Raw genomic sequence first — 12674 nt, 5'->3', positions numbered from 1 at the left:
ACCGTGGCAGGCGGTACCGGTCGTACGTGTGCGATGGCGACATGGCGGGGCTCTTCTCTGGCTTCGGGAGCGAGGAGAACACTGTCGAGCGGGTATCGCGGAACGCTGTGTGTCATGCGCGTGTCAAGAAAGTAAAAAGCGCAGGCCGGAGGGTCGTGGCCAGGAGTGTGCAGGAAGGTTCAAGGGTGCACACGGAACGAAGCGCTTCGCTCACCTTAGGCGACAGGTTGACCGTGGAACAAGGTCGCCCTGGGGCCGGGATGTGAGGAACTCGCGGGCGTATCCGGTGGGCCGGATTCCGCGGGCCGGACCGTACGGGGGCGTCCGAGGCCGGACCGTCCGGGACCGTCCGGGGTCGGATCGTCCTGGGGTGACCGGGGTCGGACCGTCCTGGGGTGTCCCGGGCGGAAACGGCGAGCGGCCCGCCCGGTGTCCTCCAGGACACCGGACGGGCCGCGTACGCACCCGAGCAACCCCTGCGCGTCAGTGCACCAGCACCGGCACGTCGTTCTCGGCCGCCGAGCCCGCGTCCGAGCCCGTCGAGGCACCCGGCCGGCCGGCGTTGATGAAGGTGAAGGCGACCACGCCGGCCGCCACCAGGATCCCGAAGGACACCCAGATCGCGGTCGAGAAGCCGTGCACCATGCCCTGGAACTGCAGCACCTTGGCGGCCTCCGGCGAGGCGGCGGCCGCGGCGGTGGCGTGCGAGGCGAGCCAGCCGGTGGTCGCGCTGGCCGCGATGGTGTTCAGCAGCGCGGTGCCGATGGCGCCGCCGACCTGCTGCGAGGTGTTGACCATCGCCGAGGCCACACCCGCGTCGCGCGGCTGGACGCCGTGCGTGGCGAGGCTCATGGCCGGCATGAACGCGGTGCCCATGCCGAGGCCCATCAGGACCAGGCCCGGCAGGATCAGCGCCGGGTAGGAGGTGTCCAGGCTGATGTGGGTCAGCAGGAACATGCCGGCCGAGGCGACCAGGAAGCCGGGCGCCATCAGGTAGCGGGCCGGGACCCGGGTCATCAGCCGGGCGCCGATCTGGGTCGAGCCGGTGATCATGCCCGCCACCATCGGCAGGAAGGCCACGCCGGTCAGCACCGGGCTGTAGCCGAGCACAATCTGCAGGTAGTAGGTCAGGAAGAGGAACAGGCCGAACATGCCGATCACGGCCATGCCCAGCGACAGGTACACCCCGCCGCGGTTGCGGTCGAGCACCACGCGCAGCGGCAGCAGCGGGGCCTTGACCCGGAGCTCCACCAGCACGAAGGCGGCCAGCAGCACGGCGGCCGCGACGAACAGGCCGATGGTGGTGCCGGACGACCAGCCGTCCGACTCGGCGCGGGTGAAGCCGTAGACCAGCGAGACCAGGCCGGTGGTCACCAGCAGAACGCCGGGGACGTCCAGCCGGTTGCGGTTGCGGCCCTCGGCGGGCTCGCGGATCACCATCACGGCGCCGACGGCGGCCACGATGGCGAACGGGATGTTGACGAAGAAGGTCCAGCGCCAGTTCATGTACTCGGTGAGCAGGCCGCCGAGGATCAGACCGATGGCGCCACCGCCACCGGCGATCGCACCGTAGATGCCGAAGGCCTTGGCGCGCTCCTTGGCCTCGGTGAAGGTCACCGCGAGCAGCGACAGCGCGGCCGGCGCGAGCAGCGCGCCGAACACGCCCTGGAGTGCGCGGGCGCCCAGCAGCATCGCGGTGTTGGCCGCAGCGCCGCCGAGCGCGGAGGCCAGCGCGAAGCCGGTCAGGCCGACGATGAAGGTCCGCTTGCGGCCCCAGAGGTCCGCGATCCGGCCGCCGAACAGCAGCAGCCCGCCGAAGGCCAGCGCGTAGGCGGTGATCACCCACTGGCGGTTGCCGTCGGAGATGCCCAGGTCCCGCTGTGCGGACGGCAGGGCGATGTTCACGATGGTCGCGTCGAGGACGACCATCAGCTGGGCGAGGCCGATGAATATCAGCGCCTTCCAGCGCCGGGGATCGGGCAGCGTCGCCGGTCGGGCGGCGTCGGTTCGAGACATGGGGGTACTCACTTCACGGTGCGTGTGGTGTGCGTGAACGGTCGGGTGCCGTGCGGCGGGCACGGCGGGTCGCCGCACCGGGAGGGTGCGGTGGCAGGGCGCGCCGGGGCACGGCGGCGCGCGCCCGGACGGCTGGTACTGGTCGGGCCCCTACTGGCAGGGGGTCGGTACTGGTGGGTCGGTCAGTTCTGGGGCTGGAAGTCCTCGAAGGTCGCGGCCCGGCCGGGCAGCACCGAAGGAGCCGGTGCGCGCAGGCCGTCCAGGAAGATCTGCAGGTGCCGGTGGACGAAGTCGTCGAGCAGTCGGCAGGCGGTGTTCGGCAGTGGCCGGGTCAGCTGGCTCATCGCGATGAACAGGTCACCGTGGTCGACGTCCGACCGCAGCTCGCCCGCGGCCCGGGCGCGCTCCATCAGCCCGCCCACGGCGGCCTGCAGGCGCTCCCGGATCTCGGTCAACTCCGGGTCGTACAGGTCGACATGGTTGCTGAACAGGGTGCACAGACCGCCGACCTTCTCCCCGACGGACGCGTGCGCGAACCGCTGGAGGGCGTCGAACGGCCCACTGCCGTCAGGGGCGTCCGCCTCCGCCGTCGCCGTCTCGGCGAGGGCCAGGATGCGGTTCTTGACGAGCACCGCCACCTCGCGGATCAGCGCCACCCGGTCCGGGAAGTTCCGGTACAGCGTGGCATTGCCGACCCCCGCCCGCTTCGCGATCTCGTCCAGCGGCGCGTCCGCACCGTACTCGACGAACGCCTCCCGGGCCGCCAGCACGATCCGCTCCCGGTTCCGGCTCGCGTCCGCACGCAACTTCGGCGTACGTGCGCTCCCCGCGGGACGGACCGACTCGGCGGTGGTGGTCACGACGACTGCTCCTCATCAGGATACCGGGGAAAATCTCCCCGCTTCTTCCAACGTACTCGGAAACGGGGAATCCGTCCCCGGAATTTCCCCTCCGCATGTGACCTGCGTCACACAATCCCTCTGCTCTCGGGCAGGGATGTCACACCCCGGCCCTACGGTCGCGGTATGTGCACGACTCCTGACGCACCGCGCCGATCGCAGATGCGGCCCGAAGAGTTCGAGGAACTCGCGCGCCTGGCTTTCCGGGCGCTCGAGGGTCTCCAGTTGGAGTTCCTCGGCGGGCGACTGGGAGTGAAACCGAGGTCGGGCGGCAACCACGGCTGTGTGATCGAGTGGCTGGTGCGGAGCTGCTTCCAGGCGCGGCCGGAGCTGTGGCTGCACAGCCATGGCCTGAGGATGCGGGGAACCGACGGCGGACGGGTCCATCCCGATGGCACTCTGGCCCCCGCCGAGGCCTTTGTCGGGCAGGGGGAGTGGGTCGATGCGGATCGCGTGCTGATGGTGGTCGAAGTGACCGATGCGGACGTCGACGCCGATCGGCGCGACCGGGTCGAGAAGCCCCGCGCCTACGCCGAGGCCGGCATCCCCGTCTACCTGCTGATCGACCGGGACTCCGCGGAGATCATCGTCCACAGTCAGCCCGACGGCGTCCGCTACGAGACCGTCCACACCCTGCCGTTCGGCAAGGCCGTCCGCCTCCCCGACCCGGTGGGCATCTCCCTGGACACCGAGCCCCTCAAGAACTGGGTGCGCTGATCCCGGGCATGGCTTCCCCGGGGCGGTGAGGGTGGCGCCCTAGGCTGTGGGCGTCCCGGGCGGCCGGTGGGCCGTGGGAGTCGGGAGGGGCCCGGCGGCCGGGTGGGCGGAGGAGGTTCGCGATGGGCAGCGGTGAGACGGTCGCCCGGGTGCGCTGTGTGGCGGCCGTGCCGTGCTGGGTGAGCCTGATGGCCCCGGATCTGGAGGACGCGAAGAAGTTCTACGGCCCGCTGCTCGGCTGGGAGTTCGAGCCCGGGCCGGACCGCTTCGGCCCGTACGTGCACGCGGTGACCGGCGGGGAGGCGGTGGCCGGGCTGGGCGTCGCCGGTGTCGGGGCGGTTCCGCTCGCGTGGACCAGTTACTTCGGGACGGAGAGCGCCGACGCCGCCGCCGACGCGGTGCGGGAGCGCGGCGCGACCCTGGCGGTCGGCCCGCTGGCCTTCGACGCCGGACGGGTGGCCTTCGCGGCGGACCCGGCGGGCGCGGTGTTCGGCATCTGGGAGGGCCCGCCGGGCCGGGCCCGGAAGCTGGACCTGCCCGGGGCGCCGGTCTGGATCGAGCTGCGCACCCCGGACCCGTTCGCGGCGGCGTTGTTCTACGGCGAGGTGTTCCGCTGGGACGGCCGCGACCCGGAGCGCTTCGACGTCCGCTGGGAGCACGACCGGGTGGTGCTGCGCGCCGAGGGGCACAGTGTCGCGGCGCTGGCCAAGGAGCAGGCCGGCGGCCCGGCCGGGATGCCGCCGCACTGGGAGGTGTCCTTCGCCGTCCCGGACACGGACCGGGCGGTGGCCCGGGCCGCGGAGCTGGGCGGCGGGGCGCTCGGGCCGGCCTTCGACTCCCCGTACGGGCGGGTGGCCCGGCTGCGGGACCGCGAGGGTGCCCGGTTCGCGGTGATCAGCCCGAAGCATTGATCCGGCCCGGAGGAATGATCCGGCCTGAAGGAATGAGCGGGCCCGGAGGGACGGGCCGGCGGGAACGCTGATCAGTCCGGGGCGTCCAGTTCGGCCCGCTCCGCCCGCAGCCGGTCGCCCAGCGCGGTGCGGGCGGCCGCGGGCAGGGCCTTGCGGGCGGCCGGGAACAGCTGCTCCTCCTCCCCCCGCAGGTGCCGCCGCAGGGTTTCGGCGAGGCCGCGCAGCAGGGTGTCGAAGGCCGGTTCGGCCGGTCCGAGCCCCTGGAGGTCGGCGAGGTACTGCCCGATCGCCAGGTGGTCGTGGATGCTGCGGAAGACCAGAGCCCCGCCGTCGGGCACGTCGTGCTGGACCACCGGGAAGAGGTGTTCCTCCTCGGCGGCGCAGTGGGTGAAGAGGAGGTCGGTCAGCCGGGCCACCAGCTCGCCGCGTCCGGGGTCGTCGGCCGGTGCGGCCTCGATCCGGTCGAGCAGTTCGGTGACCGCCCGGTGGTCGGCGGTGAACTCGCCGAGGATGTCAGGCCTGCGGCTCATGGCCCGCCCGCCTCTCGCACGGAAGACTTCCCCCGCTGTCTTCCAGTATCCGGCGCCGGGCCGCCCGCCCGGAGGCACGCGCCGCTCACCCCCCGTCGAGCCCGCTTACCCTCCGTCGGTCCCGCTCACCCCCCGTCCCGCCGCCCGGTGAGGGCGAGCAGCTGGGTCTGCGGGTCGGCGTCCTCGGGCACCGGCAGCGGCGGGTCGAAGAGCCCGCTGCCGGAGAGGTCCCCGTACCCGGCGAACTCGCCGAGCGCGAACGCGACGAGCCCGTCGGGGAGCCGGGTGCGCCGTCCGATGCCCTCGGCGAGGTCCCAGGAGTGGATCACCAGGTCGGTGGTGAGCTGGTCCAGGTAGTACTGCCCCGAGGTGTCCCCGAAGGAGAGGTGGACGGTCAGCTCGGTGGCGCCCGGGACGGCCCAGGCCTCCCGGGCGGCCTCGGCGGCGCCGGTCCAGGCGGTGACCGGGTCGTCGCCGAGCACGTCGCCGTCGAAGCGCTCGCCGACCTCGCCGACGGTGGCGCCCATCAGCAGCTCGGGCACCCAGAGCTGTTCGCCGGTGAGGTGGTTGACGAGGTCGCGGACGGACCAGTCGCTGCACGGGGTGGGGGAGTCCCACTGTTCGGGGGTGATCAGTCGGACGCGCTCGCCGAAGGCGTCCAGCGCCTCGGGGTACGGGGTGCCGGTCCGGGTCTCCCGTCGGTGCTGTCTGTGGTGGGCCATGTCTCCACCCTCTCCGGCCGGGGCGGGGCCCGCGAGTCGCCGACGGCCCGTCAGTTGTTCAAATTCGAACTTCGGGGTACGGTCGGTGAAGCGGCGGTTCAAATTTGAACAATGGCGCCGGGTGACGATCCCTGCCTGCCGCACCACCACAACCCTTGACCGTGTCCGGCCGCGCCGGACGACGACCGAACCCCGATCGATGGAGACGCGCATGCCGAGCAGCAGCCCGAGCACGACCGCCGCCACCACCACCGTCAGCCCGACCCGGGACACCGCCGGGTCCGCGACGACCTCCCCGCACGCCTACGACGCCGGACTCCTGCTCCTGCGCCTGGCCCTCGGCCTGACCATGGCCGCGCACGGCAGCCAGAAGCTGTTCGGCTGGTTCGGCGGCGGCGGGATCGACGGCACCGGTCAGTTCTTCACCATGAGCGGCTACCCGGCCGGCAACGCCATGGCCGTGGTGGCCGGCCTCACCGAGACGCTGGGCGGACTCGCCCTCGCCGTCGGCCTGCTGACCCCGCTGGCGGGCGCCGCGATCGTCGGCACGATGGTCAACGCGATAGCCGTCACCTGGGGCGGCGGCTTCTTCGCCCCGAAGGGCAGCGAGTACGAGCTGCTGCTGACCGCCGGTGCCGCCGCGCTCGCCCTGACCGGCCCCGGCCGCTACGCCGTGGACCGCTTCCTGCCGGTGCTGCGGGCGCACCGCCTGGCGTACGGCGCGGCCGCCGTCGTGGTCGGCCTGGTGACGGCGGGCGTGATCCTGCTGCTCCGCAAGTAGCCGGAATCCGGCGGTAGTCGGTTCCACCGATCCGCGGGCCCGAAGGGCATGGCGACGACGACGTCGCCATGCCCTTCCGCTTTTCCGGATGGGTAGGGCTTGGGTAAAGGCCTTCACAATGATGTGTGATGTGTGCAATATTACATGGCACATCCCCACTGTTTCCACGACGGACCCGCCCCACGGGTCCCGTCGCGGACGGTCCTCGCTCCCCCGTAGGCCGCGCCCCAAATCGCGGCCGATGACGGCCCGGAGGCCCCCACGTGAATGGCCAACGCTTACTGCGAGTCCCGCGGTTGGCACGACTGTTGACGCTCGTCCTGTCCCTGTTCCTGACGGTCGGCCTGTTCGCCCCGCTCAGCCAGGCCGCCCCCGCCGGCCCCACCCCCGGCGGAACCACCCCCGGCGGCACCCCCGCCGGTACGCCCACGGGCACGGCGCCCGCCCACCTGGCGCCGCCGCCCGCGATCGGCGAGAGCCGCGCCGACACCACCCCGGCGAAGCCGGACGGCCGCAAGCGCCTCAGCCCCGAGGACCTGGTGCCCCAGTCGCCGACGGCCCCGCTCACCGGCCTGCCGACGGCCGGGCAGCCGCAGGCCAAGGCCTTCGGCCTGGACGCGGCCGCCGCCCGGCCCTGCAACGTCGGCGACTTCACCAGCCGGACCGGCAGCGCGCTGGTCCAGCAGATCAAGTCCGTCGACCTCCAGTGCGTCAACTCGCTGTTCAAGATCGGCCGCGGCGACGCCGCCAACGCCTTCCGCGAGTCGCAGATGGTCACCGTGGCGAACGCGGTGCGCGACGCCGCCAACGGCTACCAGGGCAACGACAGCGGCTCGATCGCGGAGCTGATGCTCTACCTGCAGGCCGGCTACTTCACGCAGTTCTACAACCCCGACGTGGTGGGCCCCTACGGCAGCGGCCTGAAGGACGCCTCCCGCGCCGCGCTGGACGCGTTCTTCGCCAACCCCCGCTCGCGGGACGTCACCGCGGACAACGCGAGCCCGCTGGCCCGCGCGGCCACGCTGATCGACAGCATCAAGGACAGCGCCCGCTACCTGCCCGTCGTCAAGCGCCTGCTGTCCGACTACGACAGCGCCACCTGGAACCCGAACGGCATGGTCTACGCGGTGACCCCGGCGCTCACCGCGCTGTTCGCCGGCCACTGGGAGGCCGACTTCCTCCCCGCCGTCAAGGCCGACCCGAGCGTGCTGGACGCCCTGTTCACCTTCATCTCCCGCAACCAGGGCCTGCACGGCGGCACCTACGGGCGGACGGTCTACGAGGCGACCAACGAGCTGACCCGCTTCATGCAGTACCCGGACCTGCTGCCCCGGCTGCGCCCCTACGCGCGGGCCCTGGCCCAGCAGTCCGCCCCGACCGGCCCCACGATGTACCAGCGCGGCTCGGTGACGCTCGCGGTGAACTGGTGGGACAAGGGCAACTGCTCGTACTACGGCACCTGTGACGACCCGGCGAAGTTCAAGGCCGCCAACCTGACGGTGAAGCACAGCTGCAGCCCGAGCATCGTCATCCTGGCCCAGGCGCTGGACGCCGCCCAGCTGAACACCGCCTGCACCAGCCTGAACGGCCAGGACGCGTTCTTCCACGCGGTGGCCAAGGACAACGGCCCGGTCAAGGACGACAACAACAAGACGATCGAGGTCGTGGCCTTCCACTCCTCGCTCGACTACCAGGTGCTCGCCGCGGTCATCTACGACATCAACACCAACAACGGCGGCATGTACCTGGAGGGCGACCCGGCGGCGGTCGGCAACCAGCCGCGCTTCCTCTGCTACGAGGCCGAGTGGGCCCGCCCGTCCTTCGAGATCTGGAACCTCAACCACGAGTACACCCACTACCTCGACGGCCGGTTCAACGTGTACGGCGACTACGACGCCGGCCAGGTCCAGCCGATCGACTGGTGGGTCGAGGGCTTCGCGGAGTACGTCTCCTACTCGTACCGCAAGGTCGTCAACGACGGTGCCATCGCGGTCGCTTCGCAGCACGCCTACCGGCTGAGCGAGCTGTTCGACACCGTCTACGCCACCAGCAGCCAGGACCGGGTCTACCGCTGGGGCTACCTGGCCGTGCGCTACATGCTGGAGCAGCACCGCTCGGACCTCGACGCGGTCCTCGCCAAGTACCGCGCCGGTGACTGGAACGGCGCCCGCGCCATCCTGAAGACCACCATCGGCACCCGCTACGACGCCGACTTCGACAGCTGGCTGACCAAGTGCGCCGCCGGCGCCTGCGCCACCGACACGCCGGGCCAGCCGCAGCTGCCGGAGTGCGCGGGCAACGACGTCCGGCTGCTGGCGGCCGACTGCGTGCGCGGCAACGTCGCGGCGACCACCGGCAACTACGCGCACTTCTACCTCCTGGTGCCGGCCGGCACCAAGCAGATCAAGGTCACCAGCAAGGGCGGCACCGGCAACGGCGACCTCTACTACAACCCGACGAGCTGGGCCTACACCAACGCGTACGTCACGCGCTCGGCGGGTCCGGACAACGCGGAGACGCTGACCGTCACCAACCCGCCGGTCGGTGGCTACGTCTTCTTCAGCCTCTACGCCCAGCAGGGCTTCAGCGGGGTGAGTGTCACGAGCGAGATGTGAGCCGACCCCGGCTGACCCCAGACAGGTGACCGCCCCGGGCGGAGCGCTACGGCGCCCCGCCCGGGGCGGGTCTGTTGACGGACCGTCACCACGATCCCTCCGTGAATTCCCCGCAAACTGCGCACAACGCCCCGGGTTCCCAAGGCCATGTGAGATGTGCCATGGTACATGTCACACCCCCCACCGTGCCCGACGGAACCGCTCCCCACGCGGCGCCGTCACCAGCGGTCCTCGACACCCCCCACCGGCCGCGCCCCAAATCGCGGCCGACGACGGCCCGGAGGCCCCCACGTGAGTCCTTCACGTCTGCTGCGACTCCCGCAGCTGGCACGATTGCTGACGCTCGTCCTGTCCCTGTTCCTGGCGGTCGGCCTGTTCGCCCCGCAGTCCCAGGCCGCCCCCGCCACCCCCACCCCCGGCGGCTCGCCCGCGCCCGTCCCCACCGGGCCGGCCCCGCAGCCCGCCACCGGCGCAGCCGAACGAGCCGACAGCGGGCAGCAGTTGGCCTCGGTCGACCAGCGTGCCCCGCTCTCGGTCGACACCCGGCCGGCCGAGGTCCGGCCGACCGCCAAGGCGCTCAGCCTCGGCGCGGCGGCCGAACAGGCCTGTACCGTCGGCGACTTCAGCGGCCGGACCGGCAGCGACCTGGTCCAGCACATCAAGAGCGCGGACATCAACTGCATCAACAGCCTGTTCCAGCTCACCGGCGGCGACGCGCGCGGCGCGTTCCGCGAGGAGCAGATGAGCACGGTGGCCTACGCGCTGCGCGACGCGTCGGCCAACTACCCCGGTGACAACAGCACTTCGGTCGAGCAGCTGGTGCTCTACCTGCGCGCCGGCTACTTCGTGCAGTGGTACCACAAGGAGGACGTCGGCGAGTACGGCGCCGGCCTCAAGACCGCGATCCAGTCCGGGCTGGACGCCTTCTTCAACAGCGCCCACTCGCGCGACGTCGCCTCGGGCAACGCGCCCATCCTGGGCGAGGCCGTCACCCTGATCGACAGCGCGCAGGAGAACGTGCGCTTCCTGCCGGTGGTCAAGCGGCTGCTGGGCGACTACAAGGCCGACACCTGGAACCCGGCCGGCATGGCCTGGGCGGTCAACCCGGTGTTCACCGTGCTGTTCCGCGGCCACCAGGTGCCCGGCTTCGACGCGGCCGTCGAGGCGGACCCGAGCGTGCTGGACGCGCTGTCCGACTTCGCGACCCGCAACAACGCCCTGCTCGGCGACAGCTTCGGCGTGCTGGTCTACAACGCGACCAAGGAGCTGACCCGCTTCCTGAAGGACACCGCCCTCCAGGCCAAGGTCCGTCCGCTGGCCAAGACGCTGGTCGAGAAGTCGGAGCCGAAGGGCCGCACCGTCTACCAGTGGGCCGCGGTCGCGGAGGCGGTCGACTACTACGACCAGGGCAACTGCTCCTTCTACGGCACCTGTGACAAGTCCGCCCAGCTCAAGGCCGGCGTGCTGACCGTGAAGCACACCTGCAGCCCGAGCATCACGCTGCTCGCCCAGGCGCTGGACGCCACCCAGCTGAACACCGCCTGCACCAGCCTCAACGGCCAGGACGAGTACTTCCACTCGGTGGCCAAGGACAGCGGCCCGGTCAAGGACGACAACAACAAGACGATCGAGGTCGTGGCCTTCCACTCCTCGCTCGACTACCAGGTCCTCGCCGCCGCGATCTACGGCATCGACACCAACAACGGCGGCATGTACCTGGAGGGCGACCCGACCAAGGCCGACAACCAGCCGCGCTTCCTCTGCTACGAGGCCGAGTGGGCCCGTCCGTCCTTCGAGATCTGGAACCTCAACCACGAGTACACCCACTACCTCGACGGCCGGTTCGACATGTACGGCGACTTCGAGGCCGGCATGAAGACCCCGACCGTCTGGTGGGTCGAGGGCTTCGCGGAGTACGTCTCCTACTCGTACCGCAAGGTGAACAACGACGGCGCCATCGCGGCGGCCGCCCGCCACACCTACAAGCTGAGCGACCTCTTCGACACCGGCTACGGCGACCAGGACCGGGTCTACCGCTGGGGCTACCTGGCCGTGCGCTACATGCTGGAGCAGCACCGCTCCGACCTGGACGCGGTCCTCGCCAAGTACCGCACCGGTGACTGGGACGGTGCCCGCACCATCCTGAAGACCACCATCGGCACCCGCTACGACGCCGACTTCGACAGCTGGCTGACCAAGTGCGCGTCCGGCGGCTGCGCCACCGACGGCAGCGGCAACCCGCCCACCACGCCGGGCACCCCGCTGCCCGAGTGCACCGGCACCGACACCCGGCTGCTGGCGGCCAACTGCACCCGCAGCAACGTCGCGGCCACCACGGGCAACTACGCGCACTTCTACCTCCTGGTGCCGGCCGGCACCAAGCAGGTGAAGATCACCACCAGCGGCGGCACCGGCAACGGCGACCTCTACTACAACCCGACGAGCTGGGCCTACACCGACACGAACACCGCGCGGTCGACCGGCCCGGACAACTCCGAGACGCTGACCGTCACGGACCCGCCGGCCGGCGGCTACATCTTCTTCAGCCTCTACGCCCAGCAGAGCTTCAGCGGGGTGAGCGTCACGAGCGAAATGTGAGCCGAGTACGGCGAACGGACAGGTGACCGCCCCGGGCGGAGCGCTACGGCGCCCCGCCCGGGGCGGGTCCGTTCCGTACGGGCGCCCTACGCGCCGACCCGCACCAGCGCCAGGGTGATGTTGTCCGGCCCGCCGGCCTCGATCGCCGCCTTCCACAGCTCGAACGCCGCCCTGCCGTCCGAGCGGTCCGCCCCCTCGAACGACCGCTCCAGCAGCCCGGCCAGTTCCTCCTCGGGCACCGGGTCGGTCAGGCCGTCGCTGCACACCAGGTACCGGTCCCCGGCGGTCAGCGGCACGGCCCGGACGTGCGGCTCGACGAAGGTGAGCCCGAGCGAGCCGCCCAGGGTCTGGGTGACCACCGAGGTGGTGCGCCGTCCGGGCGGCAGCGGCGGGCTGTCGTCCACGCTCACCCGGCGCAGCCCGTCCCCGGTGATCCGGTAGACCCGGCTGTCGCCGACGTTGAAGGCCAGCGCCCACTCGGGCAGCAGCACCAGCCCGGCGACGGTGGTGCCCATCGCGGCGAGCTCCGGCTCCTCGGCGGCGGCCGCGTAGACGGCCCGGTTGCAGGCCAGGAGCTCCTCGCGGACGGCCTCCTCGCCGTCCAGCGCGCCCCCGTCGGCGGCGAGCCGGCGGGCGACCAGGGCACTGGCCACCTCGCCGCCGGGGTGGCCGCCCAGGCCGTCGGCGACCGCGATCACGCAGGGCGGGCCGAGCGGGAAGAGCAGGGTCTGCGGGTTGGTGGTCACGGTGGCGCAGAGCGTCCACGGCCCGACCGTGAGGCTGTCCTCGTTGTGCTCCCGCACCAGGCCCTCGTGGCTCAGCGCGCTCACCGCGATGTACGGACCCATCGTCCGCCGCCCTTCCGGAGCCTTCCCTGGCCGCCCG

At 71.7% G+C, this 12674-nt stretch carries 10 protein-coding genes; 5 read left to right on the top strand and 5 right to left on the bottom strand.

All coding sequences use genetic code 11. The features are described 5' to 3' along the window. Positions 1–483 precede the first annotated feature (483 nt). Entirely contained in the window at positions 484–2016 is a 1533-nt protein-coding gene (locus ACFCY1_RS18205) for an MFS transporter (protein ID WP_049651484.1), read from the bottom strand. Between the two features lie 182 nt (positions 2017–2198). Continuing rightward, entirely contained in the window at positions 2199–2876 is a 678-nt protein-coding gene (locus ACFCY1_RS18200) for a TetR/AcrR family transcriptional regulator (RefSeq protein WP_049651485.1), read from the bottom strand. 165 nt (positions 2877–3041) lie between these two features. On the opposite strand from ACFCY1_RS18200, the gene ACFCY1_RS18195 reads away from it, so the two are divergent. Further along, the gene (locus ACFCY1_RS18195; RefSeq protein ID WP_375875197.1) at positions 3042–3632 is read left to right on the top strand and encodes a Uma2 family endonuclease; all 591 of its coding nucleotides are present in this window, start codon (positions 3042–3044) and stop codon (positions 3630–3632) included. Between the two features lie 122 nt (positions 3633–3754). Then, positions 3755–4543 (top strand): VOC family protein, encoded by a 789-nt coding sequence (locus ACFCY1_RS18190; protein ID WP_375875196.1) that lies wholly within the window; start codon positions 3755–3757, stop codon positions 4541–4543. A gap of 71 nt (positions 4544–4614) precedes the next feature. On the opposite strand, the gene ACFCY1_RS18185 is transcribed toward ACFCY1_RS18190, so the two are convergent. Together ACFCY1_RS18185 and ACFCY1_RS18180 are read right to left on the bottom strand one after the other, a co-directional pair. Beyond that, a complete protein-coding gene (locus ACFCY1_RS18185) occupies positions 4615–5073 on the bottom strand; it encodes a hemerythrin domain-containing protein (protein ID WP_375875195.1) in 459 nt (152 codons plus the stop codon). A 125-nt stretch (positions 5074–5198) separates the two neighbouring features. Next, entirely contained in the window at positions 5199–5795 is a 597-nt protein-coding gene (locus ACFCY1_RS18180; RefSeq protein WP_375875194.1) for a TIGR03086 family metal-binding protein, read from the bottom strand. 211 nt (positions 5796–6006) lie between these two features. Between ACFCY1_RS18180 and ACFCY1_RS18175 the strand changes: the two genes are divergently transcribed. From ACFCY1_RS18175 to ACFCY1_RS18165, 3 genes are all read left to right on the top strand, one after another. After that, positions 6007–6576 carry a DoxX family protein gene (locus tag ACFCY1_RS18175; protein ID WP_049651490.1) on the top strand — a complete coding sequence of 190 codons (570 nt, stop codon included), beginning with the start codon at positions 6007–6009 and terminating at the stop codon, positions 6574–6576. Positions 6577–6872: 296 nt separating this feature from the next. Beyond that, entirely contained in the window at positions 6873–9191 is a 2319-nt protein-coding gene (locus ACFCY1_RS18170) for a M9 family metallopeptidase (RefSeq protein ID WP_375875193.1), read from the top strand. A gap of 291 nt (positions 9192–9482) precedes the next feature. Continuing rightward, positions 9483–11789, top strand: a complete 2307-nt coding sequence (locus ACFCY1_RS18165) for a collagenase (RefSeq protein ID WP_375875192.1) — start codon at positions 9483–9485, stop codon at positions 11787–11789. An 86-nt stretch (positions 11790–11875) separates the two neighbouring features. Here ACFCY1_RS18165 and ACFCY1_RS18160 read toward each other — a convergent pair whose 3' ends face one another. After that, complete coding sequence (locus tag ACFCY1_RS18160; RefSeq protein ID WP_049651491.1) at positions 11876–12637, bottom strand: PP2C family serine/threonine-protein phosphatase; 762 nt, start codon at positions 12635–12637, stop codon at positions 11876–11878. Between the last annotated feature and the right edge of the window lie 37 nt (positions 12638–12674).

Origin of the sequence: Kitasatospora sp. NPDC056273 (assembly GCF_042268845.1) — a bacterium.
GTDB lineage: Bacteria > Actinomycetota > Actinomycetes > Streptomycetales > Streptomycetaceae > Kitasatospora.
This window is presented reverse-complemented; position numbering and strand designations above follow the sequence as displayed.